Annotated in this window: 26 protein-coding genes and 3 pseudogenes; 20 read left to right on the top strand and 9 right to left on the bottom strand. The window is 52.0% G+C overall.

Features of this window, described 5'->3' with window-relative positions; translation table 11 throughout:
• Positions 1 to 608: 608 nt before the first annotated feature.
• The 11 genes and pseudogenes from FBY12_RS24610 to cydB all read left to right on the top strand — a co-directional run bounded on the left by FBY12_RS24610 (position 609) and on the right by cydB (position 8,172).
• Positions 609 to 1,121: a CinA family protein gene (locus tag FBY12_RS24610; RefSeq protein ID WP_145256719.1), complete on the top strand. Its 513-nt coding sequence runs from the start codon at positions 609 to 611 to the stop codon at positions 1,119 to 1,121.
• Positions 1,114 to 1,362: a hypothetical protein gene (locus FBY12_RS27980; protein ID WP_256663355.1), complete on the top strand. Its 249-nt coding sequence runs from the start codon at positions 1,114 to 1,116 to the stop codon at positions 1,360 to 1,362. Before FBY12_RS24610 ends, FBY12_RS27980 begins: the two co-directional genes overlap by 8 nt.
• Complete coding sequence (locus FBY12_RS27975) at positions 1,329 to 1,631, top strand: hypothetical protein (RefSeq protein WP_256663354.1); 303 nt, start codon at positions 1,329 to 1,331, stop codon at positions 1,629 to 1,631. Before FBY12_RS27980 ends, FBY12_RS27975 begins: the two co-directional genes overlap by 34 nt.
• Positions 1,632 to 1,638: 7 nt before the next feature.
• A complete protein-coding gene (locus FBY12_RS24600) occupies positions 1,639 to 2,085 on the top strand; it encodes a DUF421 domain-containing protein (protein ID WP_145256716.1) in 447 nt (148 codons plus the stop codon).
• Between the two features lie 90 nt (positions 2,086 to 2,175).
• Positions 2,176 to 2,403, top strand: coding sequence for a PLD nuclease N-terminal domain-containing protein (locus tag FBY12_RS24595; RefSeq protein WP_042559210.1), 228 nt, complete (start codon positions 2,176 to 2,178; stop codon positions 2,401 to 2,403).
• Between the two features lie 132 nt (positions 2,404 to 2,535).
• Positions 2,536 to 3,420 (top strand): manganese catalase family protein, encoded by an 885-nt coding sequence (locus tag FBY12_RS24590; protein WP_145256712.1) that lies wholly within the window; start codon positions 2,536 to 2,538, stop codon positions 3,418 to 3,420.
• Between the two features lie 332 nt (positions 3,421 to 3,752).
• Positions 3,753 to 4,571: pseudogene (locus FBY12_RS24585) on the top strand (ZIP family metal transporter).
• A 154-nt stretch (positions 4,572 to 4,725) separates the two neighbouring features.
• The gene (locus tag FBY12_RS24580; RefSeq protein WP_145256709.1) at positions 4,726 to 5,226 is read left to right on the top strand and encodes a ferritin-like domain-containing protein; all 501 of its coding nucleotides are present in this window, start codon (positions 4,726 to 4,728) and stop codon (positions 5,224 to 5,226) included.
• Positions 5,227 to 5,382: 156 nt separating this feature from the next.
• The gene (locus tag FBY12_RS24575; RefSeq protein WP_145256706.1) at positions 5,383 to 5,607 is read left to right on the top strand and encodes a DUF2934 domain-containing protein; all 225 of its coding nucleotides are present in this window, start codon (positions 5,383 to 5,385) and stop codon (positions 5,605 to 5,607) included.
• Between the two features lie 175 nt (positions 5,608 to 5,782).
• Positions 5,783 to 7,174 (top strand): cytochrome ubiquinol oxidase subunit I, encoded by a 1,392-nt coding sequence (locus FBY12_RS24570; RefSeq protein ID WP_145256703.1) that lies wholly within the window; start codon positions 5,783 to 5,785, stop codon positions 7,172 to 7,174.
• A complete protein-coding gene (cydB, locus tag FBY12_RS24565) occupies positions 7,171 to 8,172 on the top strand; it encodes a cytochrome d ubiquinol oxidase subunit II (protein WP_145256700.1) in 1,002 nt (333 codons plus the stop codon). Before FBY12_RS24570 ends, cydB begins: the two co-directional genes overlap by 4 nt.
• A gap of 10 nt (positions 8,173 to 8,182) precedes the next feature.
• Here cydB and FBY12_RS24560 read toward each other — a convergent pair.
• A pseudogene (locus FBY12_RS24560) lies at positions 8,183 to 8,713 on the bottom strand (cupin).
• Positions 8,714 to 8,750: 37 nt separating this feature from the next.
• The gene (locus tag FBY12_RS24555; RefSeq protein ID WP_145256697.1) at positions 8,751 to 9,008 is read right to left on the bottom strand and encodes a hypothetical protein; all 258 of its coding nucleotides are present in this window, start codon (positions 9,006 to 9,008) and stop codon (positions 8,751 to 8,753) included.
• A 124-nt stretch (positions 9,009 to 9,132) separates the two neighbouring features.
• Here FBY12_RS24555 and FBY12_RS24550 point away from each other — a divergent pair.
• Positions 9,133 to 9,303: pseudogene (locus tag FBY12_RS24550) on the top strand (transporter); the annotation flags it as partial.
• A 501-nt stretch (positions 9,304 to 9,804) separates the two neighbouring features.
• Entirely contained in the window at positions 9,805 to 10,098 is a 294-nt protein-coding gene (locus FBY12_RS24545; protein WP_306092831.1) for a DUF1652 domain-containing protein, read from the top strand.
• Positions 10,099 to 10,448: 350 nt separating this feature from the next.
• Here the strand turns inward: FBY12_RS24545 and FBY12_RS24540 are convergent, their stop codons facing one another.
• Together FBY12_RS24540 and FBY12_RS24535 are read right to left on the bottom strand one after the other, a co-directional pair.
• Positions 10,449 to 10,859: a response regulator gene (locus FBY12_RS24540; protein WP_042559203.1), complete on the bottom strand. Its 411-nt coding sequence runs from the start codon at positions 10,857 to 10,859 to the stop codon at positions 10,449 to 10,451.
• Positions 10,860 to 11,126: 267 nt separating this feature from the next.
• Positions 11,127 to 12,350, bottom strand: a complete 1,224-nt coding sequence (locus tag FBY12_RS24535) for a zinc-dependent alcohol dehydrogenase (RefSeq protein ID WP_042559202.1) — start codon at positions 12,348 to 12,350, stop codon at positions 11,127 to 11,129.
• A 187-nt stretch (positions 12,351 to 12,537) separates the two neighbouring features.
• Between FBY12_RS24535 and FBY12_RS24530 the strand changes: the two genes are divergently transcribed.
• Both FBY12_RS24530 and FBY12_RS28045 read left to right on the top strand, forming a co-directional pair.
• Entirely contained in the window at positions 12,538 to 13,239 is a 702-nt protein-coding gene (locus FBY12_RS24530) for a glycosyltransferase family 2 protein (RefSeq protein ID WP_145256691.1), read from the top strand.
• 116 nt (positions 13,240 to 13,355) lie between these two features.
• Positions 13,356 to 13,514, top strand: coding sequence for a hypothetical protein (locus FBY12_RS28045; protein ID WP_306092830.1), 159 nt, complete (start codon positions 13,356 to 13,358; stop codon positions 13,512 to 13,514).
• A gap of 67 nt (positions 13,515 to 13,581) precedes the next feature.
• Here FBY12_RS28045 and FBY12_RS24520 read toward each other — a convergent pair whose 3' ends face one another.
• The gene (locus FBY12_RS24520; protein WP_145256685.1) at positions 13,582 to 14,442 is read right to left on the bottom strand and encodes an alpha/beta fold hydrolase; all 861 of its coding nucleotides are present in this window, start codon (positions 14,440 to 14,442) and stop codon (positions 13,582 to 13,584) included.
• Positions 14,443 to 14,499: 57 nt separating this feature from the next.
• A complete protein-coding gene (locus FBY12_RS24515) occupies positions 14,500 to 14,709 on the bottom strand; it encodes a hypothetical protein (RefSeq protein ID WP_080896102.1) in 210 nt (69 codons plus the stop codon).
• A 406-nt stretch (positions 14,710 to 15,115) separates the two neighbouring features.
• On the opposite strand from FBY12_RS24515, the gene FBY12_RS24510 reads away from it, so the two are divergent.
• From FBY12_RS24510 to FBY12_RS24490, 5 genes are all read left to right on the top strand, one after another.
• Positions 15,116 to 15,559, top strand: a complete 444-nt coding sequence (locus FBY12_RS24510) for a DNA methylase (RefSeq protein ID WP_145256682.1) — start codon at positions 15,116 to 15,118, stop codon at positions 15,557 to 15,559.
• Positions 15,560 to 15,604: 45 nt separating this feature from the next.
• Positions 15,605 to 16,435, top strand: coding sequence for an alpha/beta fold hydrolase (locus tag FBY12_RS24505; RefSeq protein WP_145256679.1), 831 nt, complete (start codon positions 15,605 to 15,607; stop codon positions 16,433 to 16,435).
• A gap of 149 nt (positions 16,436 to 16,584) precedes the next feature.
• Positions 16,585 to 16,809, top strand: a complete 225-nt coding sequence (locus tag FBY12_RS24500; protein WP_042559198.1) for a DUF2188 domain-containing protein — start codon at positions 16,585 to 16,587, stop codon at positions 16,807 to 16,809.
• Between the two features lie 121 nt (positions 16,810 to 16,930).
• On the top strand, positions 16,931 to 17,464 hold the full coding sequence (locus FBY12_RS24495; RefSeq protein WP_145256676.1) for a hypothetical protein: 534 nt from the start codon (positions 16,931 to 16,933) through the stop codon (positions 17,462 to 17,464).
• Complete coding sequence (locus tag FBY12_RS24490) at positions 17,461 to 17,703, top strand: hypothetical protein (RefSeq protein WP_145256673.1); 243 nt, start codon at positions 17,461 to 17,463, stop codon at positions 17,701 to 17,703. Before FBY12_RS24495 ends, FBY12_RS24490 begins: the two co-directional genes overlap by 4 nt.
• Before the next feature lie 440 nt (positions 17,704 to 18,143).
• Here the strand turns inward: FBY12_RS24490 and FBY12_RS24480 are convergent, their stop codons facing one another.
• The 3 genes from FBY12_RS24480 to FBY12_RS24470 all read right to left on the bottom strand — a co-directional run bounded on the left by FBY12_RS24480 (position 18,144) and on the right by FBY12_RS24470 (position 20,291).
• Entirely contained in the window at positions 18,144 to 18,683 is a 540-nt protein-coding gene (locus FBY12_RS24480) for a hypothetical protein (RefSeq protein ID WP_145256670.1), read from the bottom strand.
• Positions 18,684 to 18,703: 20 nt separating this feature from the next.
• Entirely contained in the window at positions 18,704 to 19,711 is a 1,008-nt protein-coding gene (locus FBY12_RS24475) for a hypothetical protein (RefSeq protein WP_145256668.1), read from the bottom strand.
• A gap of 112 nt (positions 19,712 to 19,823) precedes the next feature.
• Positions 19,824 to 20,291, bottom strand: coding sequence for a helix-turn-helix domain-containing protein (locus FBY12_RS24470; RefSeq protein ID WP_145256665.1), 468 nt, complete (start codon positions 20,289 to 20,291; stop codon positions 19,824 to 19,826).
• Positions 20,292 to 20,343: the final 52 nt, after the last annotated feature.

Genomic DNA, 20,343 nt, shown 5'->3' with positions numbered 1-20,343 from the left:
AGCAGCTTAATCAAGTGCTCAGAGAGCAGCCGTCAACTGTCGCAGCGGAAGATATCGCACTGGGTGCAGTCAGTGACGCGGCATTGCCCACAACATCGACTGAGCAACGCTACATGGGTCGTACCAATATGGGAGCAAAGGCCGAGGTGCCGAAGCACTCTGCGACCACCCCAAGTGCCGATCTCTTTCGCGGATTAGGGACTTCTTGATGTCGGGCAAACGGGAGGCCTGCTACAAGGCCTGATTTCTATTTTGAATGATCGGGTTCGGTAGGACGGTTTTTCGTCAGACCTTTTGAACCTAATTCGAAATCGATTGCTCAACCGGGAAATGTTCGGGGTGAGTGAAGTGAATGCTTTCAAGGATCACCTGACGCCCGAGAAAAAATCGAGACTACAAGCCTTGGATGCTTGGCATCGTGCGTTGGAAAATTGAGAACTGCATGAACTGCCCAGATGCTATTCACGACCAACTATCGCGCCTGTCTGGTGAGATGGATCATTCGGTTAGGTTTACTCTGACCGAACGGCGCGACCTGCGGACAGATGCTAACGAAGGGTATCGGCGTGCAGTCGCCGGTACGGATTATCACTGAGGTTATTCAGCTCATGTCTATCGCCGACGACACTGTTCAATTCCTGCGCGCCAACGATTTGGTGCTGACCACAGCGGAGTCCTGTACTGCCGGTAAAATTGTGACGCTGTTATCCGAGGTCGAAGGCAGCGGCAACTTCATCGAGTGCGGGTACGTAGTGTATTCGCCCCAGGCAAAACAGCGACTGCTACATGTCAACCCGCAGACCATCGAAACGTTCAATCTCACCAGCGTGGAGGTGGCGCGGGAGATGGCGACAGGCGCTTTGCGCGACAGCACCGCCAATGTTGCTGTTGCTACATCGGGGATTCTCGGCCCGGACGATGTAGACGGTATCCCTGCTGGCACGATCTGCTTTGCCTGGGCCTTTCAAACGGCTGATGAGTGTCACGTGTTCAGCCACCAACATAGGTTTCGCGGCGGACGCTGTGAAGTGCAAAAGCAGGCCACTGAGTATGCGTTGCAGTGGTTGCCACATTTCCATAGGCGTTTCCTGCAGGATGAGAAGGTGAGCTCTGATGAGTGATGACCTCGACCATCCGGAATTGCGCAGCCGGAAATATCCTATACGCGAGGACATGGCTTATCAGTTGAAGGTTTGGCGCTTCGAGCGCGTCGGCTGGTACGTGTTGATGTCACTCGTGGTGCTGGGACTGGTGGGGTATTTTCCAAAGGTGTGTTCAGCTCCCGAGATGTACGCAGCGACGATGGCAAGGTCAGGGTGGAATACGAAATGTTTCATCGCAATGTATCGGCCAATTCCATGAAAATCGCTGTGAACGCAACGCCCGACTCGACAGTGGAAGTGGAGTTAGCAGGTCAGTTGCTGGAGGGATTCAGTATCGAGGCGCTGCAACCTGCACCTCTGCGCTCAAGAAGCTCTTCAGGGGGCATCAGACTCTGGCTACAGACTGACCACGATGGTCAAGCGATGCTGTACATCACGCTGCGCGGGGATGGCCTTGGCTTTTTCCGGAGTCAAATCTTTCCACCAGGCGCCAACGGCGTAAAGCTTGTTCAGTTCATTTTTCCTTAGGTGATTTATGGATTCGGTTTTACGAGCAGGTGCCATGTACCTAACGCTCTTGGTGCTATTTAAGGTCGCTGGCCGGAGCTCTTTGGCAGAGCTAACTACATTCGATTTTGTGCTGCTGATGATGATGGGTGAGGCGACTCAGCAAGCTCTGCTGGGCGATGATTTTTCAATCACCAATTCAATCCTTGTCATCGTTACTCTGATTGCCATCGATGTTGGCCTGTCCCTACTCAAACAGCGGTCTGTCTGGATTTCAAGGCTGATTGATGGTGAGCCAACGATCATCGTCGAGAACGGGAAACTTCTCCATAAGCGCCTTTGTCGTGCTCGATTGTTAGAAATGGATGTCATGGAAGCTGCGCGTTCCAGCCAGGGCATCGAGAAACTGGAAGAGATCAAGTTCGCAATCCTAGAGCGCAACGGCAAGATCTCCGTCATTGCCCGAGATGACTAAATCGCGTGAGTCAATATGCACTTGCGGAATTATTTGAACACCTCTGGATTCCGGGGGCCTAAGCGTTATCAATCTTAGGAGGGCTTAACCATGTCGGAAGCTACCAGCTATTTTGCAATTGCCGTCGCGGTGATCATTTTGCTCGTTGATCTGTGGGCTATCGTAAGCGTGTTTCGTAGCGACAAGACGGTGGGAGTCAAAGCCGGTTGGGCTATCGGGCTCATCATCTTCCCTGTCATTGGTTTAATCGTTTGGGGTGTTGCGGGGCCTCGTGGGATCAAGGAAGGCCCTTCGTCGCCAGAACACAGTAAGGGGTAGTCAGCATCCGTCTGTCGTTAGCGCAGAAGGTTTTTGAAATTTACCCAGATGCATTTGCTTCAGATGATTGTGGGTTGTCATTCGGTCTCTTACCGAGTGAATCGCAACCCGTATTCGCCTGAGGAGAATGTCATGTTTCTACATAACAAACGACTTCAATACACCGTGCGGGTTGCCCAGCCAAATCCTGGGTTAGCAAATTTATTACTGGAGCAGTTTGGGGGAGCTCAGGGCGAGCTTGCAGCCGCCTCACGCTACTTCACCCAAGCCTTGGCAGAAGATGATCCAGGCAGAAAAGATCTGCTTATGGATATCGCCACCGAGGAGCTCAGTCACCTTGAGATCGTCGGTTCGATCATCGTGATGTTAAACAAGGGTGCCAAAGGACAAATGGCTGAAGGTGTGGAGGAAGAAGGAGAGCTGTATCGCGCCATTAATGGTGCCGGCAACGACTCTCACATCACCAGTTTGTTGTACGGCGCGGGTGCTCCGTTGACTAACTCAGCGGGCGTACCTTGGTCGGCAGCTTACGTCGACACCATCGGCGAACCCACAGCAGACATGCGCTCAAATATCGCCGCTGAGGCGAGAGCGAAAATTGTCTATGAACGGTTGATGAATGTTACCGATGATCCGGGTGTGAAAGACGCCCTAGGATTTCTGATGACGCGTGAAATAGCCCACCAGTTATCTTTCGAAAAAGCGCTGCACGCCATCCAACCAAATTTCCCTCAGGGCAAACTGCCGGGCATGCCGGAGTTCACCAACGTCTACTTCAACATGTCACAGGGCGAAGGCAGCACTCGCGGCCCTTGGAACGAAGGGGACGATTGGGACTTCGTGGAAGATCCGGTGCCTGCAGTGGATGGTGGGGACGGCACCGCCTCTGTGCAATTGAGCGCTGAGGACGAGGCGCTGCTCATGGATATGAAAGCAAGGACGATGTCCGACCCAGACAGCAATCCGATCACAGGGGCGGACTTAGGGGCGGGGGTACAAGGCGAACCTCAACCTTGAAGAGCAGCCGCACGTCCTCTGGCGTGCGGTCTTCCATCTATTCAGAGGGGAATCACACCATGGTTAACAAAAAATCAGCGCGTCGGAATTTAACTGGCCCTGAGATGCTCTTTGCCACCAGCGTCGCTTTTGAACGTGACGCGCAACGGGTATCCAGGCAATTCCTACGGTCGCTTTCCGTATCTACTGAAAAGTACGATTCAAAAAAATAGGAGGTATCCGTGCCCGATCCGTTGACCTCATCAAGCGCACCGCCTCGCTCCTGGTTCGCCCGGTTCTCCGGAACTGGGTGGGGCGGGCGCGCGTTCTGGTCAATTTTGATTTGCGTAACAATGTTCTTAATCATATGCGGGTATGGCGGCTTTGTCGGCGCCAACAAACAAAATCTGCACTTCGCTTTTCTCGGTGGCATGTCAGGTTTCGCCGCAACGGCCATGGGAGCTGTTTTAGCGATTGCGTTACGAGACATCGCCGCCCGTACTCAAGACATCATGCTGGTCTTCGCCGCCGGCATGATGCTGGCCGCCAGTTCTTTCTCGCTCATTCTCCCTGGTATCGAAGCAGCTCAGGCCCTTTTCGGAAACCAGTTGCTCGCAGCGTGCGTAGTTGTTGCGGGATTGGGATTGGGCGTAACGCTGATGGTTGGCCTAGATCGTTTCGTCCCTCATGAACACGAGAAAAGCGGGACGCCGGGGGCCAGACGCGCAGCGTATCAACCGTGTTTGGTTGTTCGTCTTGGCAATCACTCTGCATAACCTGCCCGAAGGCATGGCTATTGGAGTGAGCTTCGCCAATGGCGATATGAAGGTCGGACTGCCACTAACCACTGCCATTGCCATTCAAGACATTCCGAAGGTCTAGCCGTCGCCTTGGCGTTGCGGGTGACGGGCATCTCCGCACTGCGCGCGGCACTGATTGCAGTGGGTTCGGGGTTGATGGAGCCGATTGGCGCCATCGTCGGCTTGGGTATTTCCAGCAGCTTCGCATTGGGCTACCCCATTGCCCTCGGCTTAGCAGCGGGTGCCATGATTTTTGTGGTGTCTCACGAGGTCATTCCGGAGACTCATCGCAACGGTCATGAAACTCCCGCGACCTTGGGACTGATGCTCGGTTTCGGTGTGATGATGTTTCTCGACCCTGCTTTGGGTTAGCTTCCAGCCTTTTGTCTGTCCCCCAAAAAAAATTCGGAACACGTCTCAAACGAGGTTGGTCAATCTTCATGTAATGCAAGTTTTGCAATGCATGTTGATCCCATTCGGACGCCCATCGGGGCGACGCCAATACTGACCAGAAGGAAGTTTGGAAATGGCTAGAAAAACTGTCGAAGACTTGTTTATCCATGAACTCTCTGACGTTTACAGTGCGGAAAAACAAATCACCAAAGCATTGCCGCGCTTGGCGAAAGCAGCGACTAATCCACTCCTGGCAGACGCGTTTACGTCCCACTTGGAGGAGACTCATGGGCAAATTGAACGCATTGATCAGTTGGTAGAACTCACCGGTATCAAACTGAAACGTATGAAGTGCGTGGCCATGGAGGGACTTGTCGAAGAGTCGAAAGAGCTGTTGGAAGAGATCGATAAGGGAGCTGTTCTCGACGCAGCATTGATTGGTGCAGCGCAAAAGGTGGAGCACTACGAAATTGCTGCCTACGGCACCCTGATAGCAATGGCAAAGCATCTAAAGCTCGACGACGCGGCAGCTTTATTAGCAGCAACGCTTGCCGAAGAAAAAGGTGCGGACGAAAAGCTGACTAAGATTGCGGAGCAAGGTGGTAATCAAGCAGCGACCATGGATCCTAAATAAAAACGGTATCAGCAAACGTCCTGGTCGACGGAGGCATGGTTCCGTCGACCAGCTTCGATAGGAAAATTATGACTCATCCGAGCTCTATCCAGTTCTAGCGAACTAAGGAGCTGAATTTTCCTGACGAGCCCCAGGATAGCCAAGCAGGAGAAAAAGATGATTGATGAATCGGTTATTCGCGAAAGAGCGTATGCACTTTGGGTAAAAGATGCTTGCCCAGAGGGCGCTGACTTTTTTTATTGGTTTCTTGCTCAAGAGCAGCTTGAGACGGCGCTCAAGCGAACTTCCGTCCAGAGTGATGAAAACGATAAATTTTTTAATAAAGTTGGTAAGACAAAATATGAAGTAAATTTACGTTCCAGGAAGCGAGAGTCGGCGTGAGAACGATTTCCCCTACTTTTTTTGACCGCCAATTAGTCAGGAAGAGCCGACGGGCAATATTTTCGGACAAGTGCTACGCCTGTATCCACGCATCCATTTGGCTCTTCGCGCAGCTAAGCTACGAGCTTGCGTTGCGAAAATTTCCGTAAATGCAGGCCAATCATTAGAGGGCTGTATGGATGCGATTGATTCGGCGCTTATGGCAGCGCGTGCCCAGTTCGCGATTGCCATAAGCTTTCATATCGTGCTGGCAGCCTTCACCATTGGCTTGGCCAATTTTCTCATGGTGCTGGAGGCACTGTGGCTGTGGCGCAGGCGTAGGATCTACTTGGATGTCTACCTTTACTGGCTAAAGGTGTTTGCGCTCAACGTTGCGGTAGGCACAGCGTCGGGTGTGATTTTGGAGTACCAATTCGGATTGAATTGGTCACGCCTCTCGGCCCAAGCGGGAGACATTCTAGGGCCGTTGATGTTCTACGAGGTACTGGCGGCATTTTTCCTGGAAGCGGGTTTTCTCGGTATCATGTTGTTCGGGTTGAAGAGGGTGGGCCCTAGGCTGCATTTTTTCGCCACCTGCGCCGTCGCAATTGGATCTTTGATCAGCGCCTTTTGGATCCTGTCAGCCAACTCCTGGATGCAAACACCCGCCGGCTATTCAATTGGAGTCGATGGACGTTTTATTGCCGAAAACTGGTGGGCGATCATCTTCAATCCTTCGTTCCCTTACCGGCTTGTGCATATGACATTGGCCGCGATTATAGGCAGCGCCTCGCTGGTAGCCGGTGTTAGCGCTTGGCAGTTGTTGCGTGTGCCACAGAACCCGCGAGCCCGGCTTGCCTACTCTATGGCGTTGTGGGTGGTTGCGTTGCTGACGCCTGTGCAACTACTGGTGGGCGATCTGCATGGTGAGCACAGCCTTAAAGTTCAGCCGCAAAAGGTTGCCGCCATCGAAGGTTCCTGGACACGACCAGCGAAAGGAGAGGGGGAACCATTACGTTTATTCGCCATTCCAGATATGGCTGAGCGACGCAACCATTGGGAAGTAGCGATTCCGCGCGTAGCGTCTTTGTACTTGCGACATGACCTGACCGGCACTATTAAAGCGCTTGATGAATTCCCGCCTGAGGACATACCACCTGTGCCGCCCGTGTTCTTCGCTTTCCGTGTCATGGTCGGATTGGGACTATTGATGCTGGGGCAGGGGTTAATCAGTCTGGTATTACGCTGGCGGCATCGCTTGTACTCAGCGCGTTGGATGTTCCGAGGGAGTGCGCTGATGGCGCCCGCTGGATTTCTGGCAATGCTGAGTGGTTGGGTTGTAACAGAGGTTGGCCGTCAGCCCTTTACTGTCTATGGGTTGATGCGAACTGCTGACAGTCTGTCTTCGGTATCTCGTCAGCAGGTGGTAGGGGCAACGTGGACAATCCTGTCGTTTTATCTGGTGATCTTCGGCGTGGGTTTCTGGGTACTGCTGCGACTTTTGCGGGAGCCACCTCTCGAAGACGAGCCTGGGCCTCAACCCTCTTTGGCGGACGAGACGGGTGATCCTGAGGGCGAACATCGATGATGGACAATGACTGGATAACACTACTGTCCGCTGCGGCGCTGGCGTTTTCGGTATTGAACTACGTGCTGTTGGATGGCACTGATCTTGGTGTGGGGGTGCTGCTGGGCCTTACTCGTTGCAGCAAGCACCGACGTGCCATGGCGGTGACTATCCTTCCGATTTGGGACGCTAACGAAACGTGGCTAGTGCTCGGTGGTGGCGGTCTGCTGGCGTTGTTTTCGCTGGCTTATGCCGTCCTGCTGCCGGCGCTTTATTGGCCGTTTATCACTATGTTTCTGGCGTTGATTCTTCGCGCGGTCGCGCTGGAATTTCGCGATTACTCGAAAAGCTATCGTATGAAGCGCATGGTCGATGGGTTGCTGCTGATCGGTTCACTGCTAGCTGGGGCAACTCAGGGAATTGTGTTGGGAACGCTAGTTCAAGGCGTACCTAATCAAGACGGGCAATACAGCGGTAACGGCTGGGAATGGTTGGGCTTGTTTCCGTTGTATTGTGGCGCGGTGCTCGTCGTGGCCTATACATGGTTAGGCGCGTGCTGGCTGTATTGGCGCACTGTAGAGGATCTGCAACATCGGTCAGGTCGGCAGGCAAAGGCGTTGGCCATCGTGACCATGATACTTTTGGCCGTATTGGTGATCTGGACAGCGACGCTGGATGCTCAATATGTGCATCGTCTTTCAAATAGGCTTGTCTGGTTGCCAGCGGCAATATTGCTCGCTGCATTGCTGATCAGCTTTACCTTGAGCTTTCGAAGCCGCCGGCAATATCTGCCGCTATTCGCCGCACTGGGAATTTTCATCTTGGCATTCGCGTTGATGGTCGCAGCGCTCTTTCCATTGATTGTCCCGCCTAACCTGACCTTGCAAGAAGCAGCCTCAAGTCCCACCAGTCAGATTTTTATGCTGGTCGGGTTCGCCATGCTGATCCCGGTGACGCTCCTCTACAACACCTACGGCTTCAGAGTCTTCAGCGGAAAGGTTCGCGCCATTCGTGATTGACTGCAATATCTCAACCTTGGCCAGCCCAATACCGGTGTACGGCGCCTTGCGAGCCTTGCACCGGATCCTGGTCGGGAAACGGCAGCGTGTCGATGCTCGCCAGTTGAGCATTGGTGGGGGCCTCTCGGCAGATATCTGCACGTTGCCCCGGCGGATGGGTACCGACTACCAGAAAATCTTCACTTGAATCTAAATTGCAATGGCCGGTGCCGGCAGGCAATAGCAATACGTCGCCTGCACTGACTTCAAGTACATGACCCTCCGAGCCGCCCAGCATCAGCCGAGCTCCACCGCTGGCGATGCCAAGCACTTCATGACCTTCGGTATGGTAGTGGTGGTAGCTGTAAATCCCATATCGCCATTGTGATGGCTAGCCATTGGCGATGAAGGTTTGCTCGAACCGCGCAGCTGGGTCGTCGCCCTGAATTGCAATCGCGTTGGGGTAAATGAGTACCGGTAAGCGCGGGTTGTTGGGAACCCATTGGTTGCGTTCAAACAGCAGGGTTTGAACGTTAGCTGTCTCAGCTCGCAGTTTGTTCATTCAAGGTTCTCCGAAACCCTGATGTGGCAAGGGAATTTCATACATCGATCTGCAACTCCAAATCAGCATTTTCCAGTCTGCGCGCGTGGGCCACCGTCCCGTTCAAGCGTTCTCCCGAAGAGAGAATCATGGTCAAGGAGTGAGCCTTGTGTAGATCATCAGGTACTGGGGATAGCACCTGCACTTGGAAGGCACCTGATGTGATGGGAGTGATGAGTACGTCGCAATCAATAGTTTTGGCGATAGGGCCGAAAAGTGTGTCGTTTAAGTAATTCAAACGTGCGCGCTTAGTCATGGATATGTCCTCTGACGCCAGGTTTTTAAAGCATCATTTTAGTGCTCCATTTGTATGCTAGACGACACCCACGACAGATGAGTTCAACCCCATGGAGTCATGGTTCCTTGCTGATGCCTTCATCCGTGCGCTCCGGGCGTCCCTGGACGCGACCTGCAATCGTGGCGGAGAGACCAAGATCGATGGAGACTGGCAGGACAACAAGCAGGAAAACGGCCTGCTTGGTGCCAGCGTCGGTTTCATGCTATCGCCTCAATTCGGTGGACTGATTGCGTATTCCGATACGGTTTCCGAAGCCTTGGTGGTAATAGCGGGCAGTGTTATGTGTACGTCAATGACCGAATGCGGTCGGTGTGTTCGCTGGATGCTTACCACCTATCCTCCTGATATCGTCGAGAAGAATGGTGACGATCAGTACGGTGATTGCAGTGGCGGGGTGCCTCGCTCACCAATGGGTTATTGGCGATTGTTATGCTACGGGCAGTCCCTTAAGAAACTCAGCCAAAACGGTTCAAGATTGGCGCTGCGGTTGAACCCGATATGCGTCAGGCGAGTTTCCAGCACGATCAAAAGGGCGCTTTTCGGTGAGACTTCTCTCTCCCATTGGACTCGATGACTTTTGATTGGGTGGTCTGAACGGTGGTAGCAAGAAAGATAAGCTTGAGGCGGACGAAGCCTCGAAAAATATGCGACGGGCCGACGGCAAGTGTAACGTTTCAGCAAAGTCATCGTGAAATGTCCTGTCGATTAATCCGTCGTGGAATCTTTGACTACCTCCCCATATGAACAATACTTAATGGAAACTGCTTCCAGGACGAATACCATGATCTCCGCCCTTGAGATCCGATATATGATTGAGTGTGGCTTTGTACCATTGTCCTGCACATGCACGACAAATGCGGATGGCTCGTTGATGATTAAGGTTATTGATCCTTCAACAGGCAGTGTGGAGCTTTTGGTGACGGGGGTTTCGACGCCAGCGCTCACGTCTAGCAGGGCGATTGCCAGTCTAATTGGCGAGCTACGCAGCGAGATGGCGGCACGCAAAACCAGGTTCGAATGGAGCGAGCGCAGAGCCCAAGAGCGTTGAGCAGATTCATGCACAAGGATAGCAGTCCAAAACTGCCTTTGATGTCAAACTGGTATCAGCCATACTAAGGCTTCATTTTCATGGAGCCCGTTCCGTGTCCTCCGATAGAACACAGCAACTTGAGCAAGCACTTCTAGCCGTCATCGCGGAGCCACAAAGATGGGTGTGAGCTGTGATGCACTATGTGCAGAAGCGGTTGGCGGCCTGATGGCAGATCGTTACTGGCAGTGGTCGCTCACGGAGCATGAAAACGGCGCTGCTGATGAGATAGAGGAGGCACTCACCAAGCTTCTGATGAGAGGAGTTACAAAGTCGAGCCCGACCTACCTCCGCATCTCCGATCCTGTAAGTCAGGCTTTGTGAATCGCGATACCAGGTTGTAATAACGTCGCCATAGCGATCACGAAATCATCCAGCGACCACGGCTTGTGCAGATAGATGCTAGAGGCTGGAACAGCTTCTGGATCTATCAAATATCCAGAGGTCAGGATTGCTGCAATTGATGGCCATCGACTACTTACCATCTCGATGAATTCGATCCCCTGGATCTGGCCGGGTACGCCATGGTCTGCGATCACCAAACGACACTGTTCATGAGTTTGAAGCAAATAGGTTAACGCATCATCTGCAGTCTCAAAGGAGATCGCCTTCCCGCCGACCTCCGATACGATTTCTTCCATCAGCGCTCGCAAGGTCGGATCGTCCTCGATGACGATCACCGATCCTTCAATAGGCAAAAAACCTTCCCACTGTACGATCAATCCGAGATCCCTTAGCCGAGCGCACCTGTCGGCGTTTGATGAGTCAGTTTGTGAGTGTATTCGCATTTCAGGATTTTGTGGCCCCTTGCGAATCTATTGATGACCCAGATCACAGATCGTCTCCAGTACCTGAACGAACTGGAGAGTCGAGGCCGACCAAGGTGGAAAACCGCTGCCTTTTTTTTGGATCGCTCCCCCAAATGAAAAAAGGACGAGAGTTTTCGGTATAAAACCGAACCATCTCGTCCTTTTCACTTACCGGTAGACTTAGGTAGTCAACAGTGTTGCGCTGCTATCGCTCTCCGGAATATCGATGTGGCTATCGCCGGGTGTCAGAATGACTTTTCGGCAGTCCTCTTCTTTTTTATCAAAGATTTTATATCCCTCAGCGGCCTGTTCCAGTGACATGCGATGGCTGATGATGACTTCCGGTGAAAGACGACCTGTTTCGATATGGTCGAGGAGCTCAGGTAGGAAGCGATGCACATGAGTCTGACCCATTTTGAAGGTCAGCCCCTTGTCAAATGCGTCTCCGAACAGGAAGCCATGGATGAACCCTGAATAAACGCCAGGAACACTTACGATGCCGCCGCGTCGAACGGCGGCGATGCACTGACGTAAAGCCTTGCCGCTGCTGCCCTCAAGCTTGAGTGTCGCGAGAACGGTTTCCGTCGTACTACCTTTTGCTTCAAACCCCACCGCATCCACGACGCCATCAACACCCCGCATTCCTTTGGTTTGTCGAATAATCGTATCTGCGGGATCGTCGTCTTCATCGAAGTTGATCGGAATTACACCGTATGTTTTCTGCGCGTATGCCAAGCGGTAAGGATGGTGATCGACCATGAAAATTTGGTCGGCACCGAGCATCCTTGCACAGGCCGCACTCAACAACCCTACGGGGCCTGCACCATAGATGGCGATGCTGGAGCCATTACCAATCCCCGCATTCGTTACGGCCTGATAAGCAGTTGGAAGGATGTCTGATAGGAAAAGAACCTTTTCATCCGAAAGCGTCCCCGGAACTTTAAACGGCCCGGTGTTGGCTTTTGGTACGCGCACGTATTCGGCTTGCCCGCCAGGCACCCCGCCGTACATGTGACTGAAGCCGAACAGCGCGGCTCCTGGTGGTATGGCCTTTTTATTTATGATCGCTCCGCGCCCCGTATTTGTTGTTTCGCAGGCCGCGAACAGATCCATTGCGCAGAAGAAACAGCTACCGCAGGCGATTACAAACGGAATTACCACACGGTCGCCGGGTTGCACGGCGGTCACAGCTGAGCCTGCCTCTTCAACGATTCCCATAAACTCATGGCCGAAGATATCGCCATGCTCGACAGTTGGAATCTTTCCCCGATAGAGGTGGAGGTCAGATCCGCATATCGCCGTTGCGGTAACCCGAAGAATGATGTCATCGCTTTCTTCAATAACCGGATCGGGAACCGTGTCGACTTTGACGCTGTGCGCGCCGTGATAGGTGAGTGCTCTCATGACGTCTTACCTACTTCAGCTGGATGGTAAGTGGGAGAGGAGGATCGGGGAAAGTAAGTTCAGAGCGATACAGACGCAAATGACTAGCGGTCGCCTATACACGCTCGCTTGTAATTTTTTAAACCTAATGGAGCGAAATTAGGTCGACTGCTGGAGTCTGTAACTCAGATAGTCGGAGGTGACGTTAATGATCGGTGTTGTCATACCTGGCCACAATGAAGAGCATCACATCTCTGCGTGTCTAACATCTGTTCTGTCCGCCGCTGCACATCCTGCATTGGCAGGCCAGCGAGTCTGTGTAGTCGTCGTTTTAGACGACTGTGCTGATCAGACCGGACAGATCGTTGCAACACACGGTGTTAGCGGGATCGAGGTTTGCTTTCAGAACGTGGGCAAGGCGAGAGCAACCGGTGCAGATCATCTTCTAGCCGCTGGCGCGGAGTGGCTTTCCTTCACCGATGCTGACACCGTAGTGCCACATGATTGGCTGGCGCGTCAGATTGAGCTTAAGGCTTATGCAGTTTGTGGGACAGTCGAGGTGGATAGCTGGAATATCCATGGAGATTTGGTTCGGTCAAAGTACATGAAGCTTTACCAGTTTATCGAGAATCACCGGCACATCCACGGCGCCAATCTTGGACTGAGTGCCGAGTCCTACCGGAACGCTGGCGGGTTCCAGCATCTCACTGCACACGAAGACGTCCATTTGGTTGCTGACCTGAAGCGGGTTGGTGCTCATATCGTTTGGACAGCCACGAATCCGGTAATAACCAGCGCCCGCAAGGATTACAAATGTCGCGGAGGGTTTGGAGAGTATCTAGTCAATCTGGGTGCCTCACTGGGATTGCCTGCGCTTGATCCACAGGTTAGCGCCAGCGTCTCTCTTTGAAAGTGCTGTCGGAAGGAGGTGGCTAGTTGGAGTACATCGATTACCTGCAATGGCCAGCCATGGTAGTGACGGTAGCCTCAGCGTGGTTTATCGGTTCGCAACGAGCGTATAGGCGCATGATCGCCTTTTGGGGATTTATCACCAGTAATGCGCATTGGGTGATCTGGGGGTTTCACGCCGACGCTTACGCGCTGATCCTGCTCGAATGCATACTTTTGGGGATGAATGCCCGAGGCTTCAGGAAGAACCTCAATGCTTCCGAGTCATCAACCTAAGACATATAGCTCGAATGACTTTGACCCTACGTAGCCCGAAGCGATTACGGATTAGTGTACTGAGAGATCATTGTTCACGCAGGAACTCGATTATTTCTCTCGCGAGCTCGTCGGGCACTTCCTCCGCCATGTGATGCCCACAGTCGAGCCCACGACCACGTTGTCGTGTTGTCCACGGTTCCCACATGCCTAAAACATCGCCGTACAGAAGCTCAAGATCATCACGTAGTGACCATAAAATCATAGTCGGGCACTCGACCCTGCGGCTCTCGCGGCGGTCGACTTCATCGTGAATACGGTCGATTCCAAGGCCTGCTCGATAATCTTCGACCATGCCATGAACGGTTGCTGGATCATGGATAGCTGCTTGATAGTCTCTGTAGGCGTCTGTACCCATCGCCTCGGCTGTGCCGCCGTACCATCGATCAGGGTCGGCCAGGATTGCCTGCTCCGGTTTTTCGAGTTGCCCGAAGAAGAACCAATGCCACCATTTCGTCGCAAACTGGGCGTTACAGCGCTCGAGAGCTTCAAGTATCGGTACGCCGTCCAATATGCCTAGATGTGTGACGGCCTCGGGATGATCCATAGCCGTGCGAAAGGCGGTGTAACTACCTCGATCATGGCCAATCACGGCGAACCGCTGATAACCCAGATGTCGCATTAGGGCGATGCAATCCCGGGCCTTGGCGCGCTTGGAGGAGCCTGCATGATCGGATGTATCCTCAGGCTTTGATGACTGGCCAAAGCCTCTTAGATCAGGGCAGACAACATAATGATTTTTTGCCAAGAGTGGAGCAACGCGATGCCAGGTCGCATGAGTCCTAGGATGCCCATGGAGTAATAAGACGGGAGAGCCGCTCCCACCATGCCTGACTCTGAGGGTTGCCTCTGGGAGTTTTACGATATCGAGCGAAAAGTTATCGAACATTCCAATGTCCTTGGCGGTGTCCACTGCTCTTCGATTAGCAATGACCCTGCTGGCTGACTATGTTTCATTGGGGCTTGAGTTTTTCTTGAGCCCTCGAAGGTTCATCAGGAAAAGACAAACCTGTAATACGATCAATGCATACGCGCCTGCGTAAAATCCCCAAATCACCCATAAAACGTTGCTCACACTGAAGCATACAAATCCGATCATCCGCCGTCCTGGCCGCTGCGACCCGATTAGCCATGCGGCGAGAACGGTAACAACCATCGCTGGCCATTGAATCCAGTCCAGATAAGCCAATTTGTCCCCCCGGTACAGTTCAGCGAAGTAAATCGCTAGGTCGATGCCACCTAGTCAATGGGCTTTTGATCGTTGGATGAGCTTTTCGATTTGCCGAGAATGTAGCAAGGATGAAGCTGACCATTTGGGTGGGTTGTGACGACCACAGATATCAATGACCAGCCTTCGCGAAGCTTAAGGTTTGCATCGTGGGCTGATAGCGATTCCATGACTTGAACTGTCTCGGATATGTGCATTTCGTCTATCTCAAATCCTAGGGGTCAAACATTAGGCGTCGCACAAGAGGAAGGGTTCCTTTATTGGTGCCTCGCTCAGTTGGATCATTCGCGCTAGCGCCGGGTCTACATTGAGACGTTGCTTGAAGGGTGATCAAGTGAGCAAAATCGTCAGCGCACATGACTTACAAATTGACCTTCAAAGTGCGAACGAACCCGGTTTGTTCAAATGGCTGATCGCCAGTTTGCTGATGGGCAAAAGAATCCAGGGGCCGATTGCCGCCAAGGCGTACCAGGTGATCGTCGTGAAACACCATCGGGATACGCCGCACAAGTTGGCGAGCTGCACTCACCGCCAGTTGGTCATGATGCTTGGTGAGGCTCACTACGTCCGTTACGACGAGACCACCGCGTCGCGGTTATTGGCATTGGCTAACAAGATGAATGCTGAATATCACGGCAAGGTCAGCAACATCGTCGCGGCAAGCGCAGATCGTAACGCCTTCGAAAAGCGGTTATCTGAATTTGAAGGGATTGGGCCGAAAACCATTGAGATTTTTATGAGGGAAGCAGCTGCATTGCTCTTCAGACCCTCCTGCTAACTCTCACCTACAATGACTCCCGGTTGCGTGCAGCATGGAGAAATCATGACAAACCACAGGCTAACCACGCTGGGCTTGCAGCTGAACGTTTCGATCTGCGGTCAAGGCTCGCCGGTGCTTTTGCTCAATGGTCTGGGGGGCTTGATTCGTACCTTCGATCCGCTGCGCGATGAACTGGACGACTTCATGACCATCACACTGGACGTGCCAGGGGTCGGCAAGTCGCAAATGCCCCGTTGGCCCATTCGCCTGCCACGCCATGCCGACGTGATTGCAGAGATGCTCCAGCAATTGGGAATCGACCAGGTCGATGTGTTCGGGGTGAGTTGGGGAGGTGCATTGGCTCAAGAATTCGCTCTTCGTTACCCGAGCATGGTACGCAGGCTGATCCTCGCGGCAACCTCTCCCGGCCCAGTGCTGTTGATGAAGCCTGCTCACGTTATGGATTTTTTCCGTACGAGTAAAAACGCCAAAATGCGCAAGCAAGATAGCTCCCGCAATTCAATTCACACATTGCTGCGGTTCGGTGTGATGAAAGGCATGCTCTCTGTTAATCCGCGAACCTACTATTTCCAGCTCGCAGCCTTGATTGGATGGACAAGCCTGCTCCGGTTGTCCCGGCTGCCTCAACGCACGCTGGTTCTTACCGGCGACCGCGATCCATTATTACAGCCGTACAACGCCCATATCCTGCGCCGCACAATTCGACGTTCAGAACTTCGCATTCTGAAGGGCGAGGGGCACTTCTTTGTGGTGACCAGCGCTAGACGAACTGCCGTCTTGATCCGCGAATTTCTTACCCGACAGTATGAGGATGAAGAGATGGCACCGAGGTTCGCAAACCGAAACGCCAAGGTTAGCCTGGAGCGCACCTAGGTCGGTTAATCCGCTCTTTGAAGTCGTTGTTAGGGGGGGCTCACACGAGTCGTAGGCAGCATTGGATTCTTCGCCAATCCTTTCAAACTCTCCAGATCGACGATGGTCAACCTTGTAGCTGTTGTTGATTAATCATGTCGAGGTGATCCATGGATAACTACCACATCACAAAAAAAGAAAACGCTTGGGAGCTTGTCAAAGAGGGCGCGCAACGTGCTTCCAAAACGGCATCTACGAAAGCGGAAATCACTGAAATAGCCAGCGAATTTCTGCAAGGTAAAACGGCCTCTCTGAAAATCCACAAAGAGGATGGGACGATTCAAGAGGAACGTACCTTTCCTCGTGCCGCCGACCCTAGGAAAACAAAAGGCTGAGTCGAATCCAAAAGAATGGGCGGCCGCGAAGAAGACTTTCGATCCTTATCAAGGAAGTCAGTTTTAGCAGCAGTTCGCTTTCCATCCACGCCTGCGCATGTCTAACCACAGGAACTCTTCAATGGTAATTGCATGTCTAGGATGGGGATCCCTGATTTGGAAACCTGGAGCATTACCGCTCGCAAGCAAATGGTTTTTGGATGGGCCCGATTTGCCCATCGAATTTGCGCGAGTCGGTGATGGGGGCGAGCTCGCAACGGCGATCTGCGCGAATGCGCATCCGTGCACCGTTCTCTGGGCAGTGTTGAATGTGAAAAACCTGGAAGAGGCATGCGAGGCCCTGCGTGTCCGAGAGCAAATTCCACAGGACAGGGAAGATGGAATCGGTATTTTTACCACCAGTAGCTCCCCAGTGGGAGTAATCGCCGAATGGGCACTCCTTCACCAATTGGACGCAGTTATCTGGACTTCGCTGCCGCCCAGATTCGAAGACATTGAAGGTTTGATCCCAACTGTTGATGACGCTGTTTCATATCTAGCTGGCTTGAGTGCAGATGCGCAGGAGCACGCGCGGGACTACGTTAGGCAGGTGCCGGCTCAGATCGATACCTCCTATCGAAGGGAAATCAATTCAAGGCTTGGGTGGCATCAATGAGTGCACAAAGCCAAGCTCAAATCGGCGCCATCTTTGATCAGCTGCTGGCTCTGCGAGAGAGCGTCAACCGTCTCCAGCACATGGAGGATGAAAGAGTAGGTACGCTTCGCGGCCACCAGACCGTGGATGTGGACGGCGCTTTCTTATTGGTTTTTCAGAAGCTTCAAGACAACATCGCCAATATGGAGGAGGCTTTAGCCACCATTGCGGAAGCCACAGGCGATGCACCGAAGTTCTAGCGGATCGTCATTGAGGCAAAATCACCTGCCATGACGCTTGTTCCCGCCAGCGCGTTTTCCACTACTTCGACCGAGGGTCACTTCTCACAGCCCTGCCAGATCTTTCTCAGGTGGAGCGTGCTCGTGAATGCCACCAACCTGCGCTGAACGAGCTGCCTCCTTGGCCTCTTTGAGCCTCTGCTCAGCATGCATAGGTGTATCGTCGTCCCATACCCGTGGATAGCCTAAAAGTGAGAGAGCCTCGGCTCGCTCTTCGATGAGCAAGCGCTCGGGATCACGAGTCACTTGGTAGGCTCTTCTTGGTGCGCATGGAATTTAAGTCATTGATGGTTCCGTAAGCATCGGCAGGCTTAGCCCTGCCGGAAGATAAATCTACCGCAATGCATTTAGCCTTATCTGTATATGTTGTAGATGTAGCTGTGGGGGCATTTGTCCAGCTCCTAGCTAGACGGTACAGCTGAAGCCTTAACAATGGATTCCTCCTTAGGAGCCATTGAAGTGGCTTGGTTGACGTGCGCAGTGTGATCAGTACCTCCACTGATATCCGTCATAAAACGTTGTGCATTTTCTACAGAGTAAAAAAGTCCAAATATCATGACAAAGTAAATTCCCATTATTAGTAAAAATGCTTCAGCCAGGGCTGATTTGCAGTTTTTTATGAGATAGATGCATTTCAGACGATTCTTGCGCTTTTGATTTTCTCCATCTAGGGTTTTAAGAAAGGGATCGAGCCCGTCGGCCGCCCCGTCTCTAAATTCTTTAAAGAATGTCTTTATATTTGCGTGTGCAGCAAGATAGAGGAGAAGGAACATGACAAAGCAGATCGCTCCCATAGGAATAGCATCCTTATAATTCTGCTTTAAAATGAGTATTTTGAATTTTCCTCCAGCTATCCAGACCAGTACCATCAGGAAAAACTGAATTGACGTATTACGAAGGAACTCTAGAAAATGCTTGCGCCCCGAGTTTAATATCCACATTTTCAGCTCCATGCTGGTAATTACGAAACTCGTGTATTGAGAGGTAAAGCTGAGGGCCTTGCTTGTTTTTTTTGGCCAAACTCACTCTCGTTTTCTCGGCCGTTGAGCATGTAATAGCACTCCCATAGCACTCGATAGTCAGAGAAAAAGGATTCGAGATCTTTGTGGATTTGCCGCGCCCAAGAGAGGCGGTCAGAGCTTGGCGAGAGAAATGCTATTGTATCGTTAATGGTAGTCCGCAGGTGAAATACGTTGTTTCGGAATTTACGCAAATCATCGTAGTTCTTATTTATGACGCTGTTTAGGGTGTTGCATTTTGAAATCAACTCTTGGTATTCATCAGGTCTTTCCTTATTTAGCAATCTGTGCATATTCAGTTTCTTGTAGCCCTCGCACGTCACGGCTAGGAATCCGAGCCAAGAGCTCATGTATATTCTGAAATTTATTTCATCAGTCCTGCTAAGCTTTTTATTTTTATTCCATTTTTTAATCAGCGCATCGTAGTGTTTTAGCATCAAATTAGCTGCGTAAAAATAGTGTATTTGGAGCGTCAGAACTTTATCCTGTTCTCTATGAGGGAGTAGATCTCCTTCCTCTCGACTGTCAATAATTGAAGTATATTCTAGGGGTTGACTTGCAAGGCGATACAGGGCGGAGTCCAGGGGGATTATTAATTTTTTTTTGATCGAGTCTTGAAAACACTCGTGGAACTCTTCATCTGTTGAGAATCCGTAGGTCTCCTGCCTTTCCTTGGCGAACCGTATAATACGCCAAGCGTCTAGCCCAGAAATTTCTCCATATCTGCCGAAATCGAAATCTACTGTGCCGTTTGGTAAATCCACGCTGCATCCGCATCCATGTTTAAAATAGTTGATGCCGCTATCTAAATTTGAGATGTGCGACAGATCAGTATCCATCCATTCTATTGAGGTACGGGGAAGGGGGATTCCCGATTTCTTAATTGACGTCAAAGCTGTTCGGACAGCTTCTAGGTAATCGCTAATCAAATTGGAAAGTCGTTCGTCCATGATGCCTCGAAATAAAAGTAACTAAGGAAGTAGTAACGCTTGAGAAAGTTTATCGTAGTGCAATAGCTGTCTTTAAGTGATCACAGATCTAATAAAGAATGAGCGAAAAATCTTAGGTGTTCCAGTATTTCTGGACGGTAGTTCGCGCAATTCCGAGCGTTTCCGCGATAGTCCTCTTGTCTAGACCCTGAGCTTTGAGATTTCTGATGGCATCCGCATTTAAGGGCTGCCTAGGCTTCCCTTGGGAGCGCTTGATGAGCTTTCCATCACAGAACTGCTCCTCCACCAACTCCCATCCTCCGGACATCTCGAATTCCCTAATTCGCAAGGCGGTACGCTGCAAAGCTTCCGAAGGGAGTTCGTCACCCTGAGCGGCAATGGCGAGAGTGACTACCGTCAAAAGGTCGAGGCCTAAGTATTCAGCTATCTCGTCCAGTTTCTCCAGTGTCGGCGTCGTCCTAGCCTGCTCAAGCTTTCCTACATTCGTTCTGTGTGTTGCGCCCGCCAGATCCTCGTAACTCAGCCCTTGGTGTGCGCGGGCTCCGCGTAATGCCCCCGCCAGCGCTTCCTTCAAATTCATGAGTTGGATCCCCAAAAGCGAGGATAGAGCCATGGAGAGGACGTTACGATAA

It is taken from the genome of Pseudomonas sp. SJZ131, assembly GCF_007828705.1.
GTDB classification, from domain to species: Bacteria; Pseudomonadota; Gammaproteobacteria; order Pseudomonadales; family Pseudomonadaceae; genus Aquipseudomonas; species Aquipseudomonas prosekii.
This window is presented reverse-complemented; position numbering and strand designations above follow the sequence as displayed.

Bases quoted from the DNA above. Each gene is read 5' to 3' on its own strand.
- FBY12_RS24610 (WP_145256719.1), top strand. From the start codon at position 609: ATGTCTATCGCCGACGACACTGTTCAATTCCTGCGCGCCAACGATTTG.
- FBY12_RS27980 (WP_256663355.1), top strand. From the start codon at position 1,114: ATGAGTGATGACCTCGACCATCCGGAATTGCGCAGCCGGAAATATCCT.
- FBY12_RS27975 (WP_256663354.1), top strand. From the start codon at position 1,329: ATGTTTCATCGCAATGTATCGGCCAATTCCATGAAAATCGCTGTGAAC.
- FBY12_RS24600 (WP_145256716.1), top strand. From the start codon at position 1,639: ATGGATTCGGTTTTACGAGCAGGTGCCATGTACCTAACGCTCTTGGTG.
- FBY12_RS24595 (WP_042559210.1), top strand. From the start codon at position 2,176: ATGTCGGAAGCTACCAGCTATTTTGCAATTGCCGTCGCGGTGATCATT.
- FBY12_RS24590 (WP_145256712.1), top strand. From the start codon at position 2,536: ATGTTTCTACATAACAAACGACTTCAATACACCGTGCGGGTTGCCCAG.
- FBY12_RS24580 (WP_145256709.1), top strand. From the start codon at position 4,726: ATGGCTAGAAAAACTGTCGAAGACTTGTTTATCCATGAACTCTCTGAC.
- FBY12_RS24575 (WP_145256706.1), top strand. From the start codon at position 5,383: ATGATTGATGAATCGGTTATTCGCGAAAGAGCGTATGCACTTTGGGTA.
- FBY12_RS24570 (WP_145256703.1), top strand. From the start codon at position 5,783: ATGGATGCGATTGATTCGGCGCTTATGGCAGCGCGTGCCCAGTTCGCG.
- cydB (WP_145256700.1), top strand. From the start codon at position 7,171: ATGATGGACAATGACTGGATAACACTACTGTCCGCTGCGGCGCTGGCG.
- FBY12_RS24555 (WP_145256697.1), bottom strand. From the start codon at position 9,008: ATGACTAAGCGCGCACGTTTGAATTACTTAAACGACACACTTTTCGGC.
- FBY12_RS24545 (WP_306092831.1), top strand. From the start codon at position 9,805: ATGGAAACTGCTTCCAGGACGAATACCATGATCTCCGCCCTTGAGATC.
- FBY12_RS24535 (WP_042559202.1), bottom strand. From the start codon at position 12,350: ATGAGAGCACTCACCTATCACGGCGCGCACAGCGTCAAAGTCGACACG.
- FBY12_RS24530 (WP_145256691.1), top strand. From the start codon at position 12,538: ATGATCGGTGTTGTCATACCTGGCCACAATGAAGAGCATCACATCTCT.
- FBY12_RS28045 (WP_306092830.1), top strand. From the start codon at position 13,356: ATGATCGCCTTTTGGGGATTTATCACCAGTAATGCGCATTGGGTGATC.
- FBY12_RS24520 (WP_145256685.1), bottom strand. From the start codon at position 14,442: ATGTTCGATAACTTTTCGCTCGATATCGTAAAACTCCCAGAGGCAACC.
- FBY12_RS24515 (WP_080896102.1), bottom strand. From the start codon at position 14,709: ATGGTTGTTACCGTTCTCGCCGCATGGCTAATCGGGTCGCAGCGGCCA.
- FBY12_RS24505 (WP_145256679.1), top strand. From the start codon at position 15,605: ATGACAAACCACAGGCTAACCACGCTGGGCTTGCAGCTGAACGTTTCG.
- FBY12_RS24500 (WP_042559198.1), top strand. From the start codon at position 16,585: ATGGATAACTACCACATCACAAAAAAAGAAAACGCTTGGGAGCTTGTC.
- FBY12_RS24495 (WP_145256676.1), top strand. From the start codon at position 16,931: ATGGTAATTGCATGTCTAGGATGGGGATCCCTGATTTGGAAACCTGGA.
- FBY12_RS24490 (WP_145256673.1), top strand. From the start codon at position 17,461: ATGAGTGCACAAAGCCAAGCTCAAATCGGCGCCATCTTTGATCAGCTG.
- FBY12_RS24480 (WP_145256670.1), bottom strand. From the start codon at position 18,683: ATGTGGATATTAAACTCGGGGCGCAAGCATTTTCTAGAGTTCCTTCGT.
- FBY12_RS24475 (WP_145256668.1), bottom strand. From the start codon at position 19,711: ATGGACGAACGACTTTCCAATTTGATTAGCGATTACCTAGAAGCTGTC.
- FBY12_RS24470 (WP_145256665.1), bottom strand. From the start codon at position 20,291: ATGAATTTGAAGGAAGCGCTGGCGGGGGCATTACGCGGAGCCCGCGCA.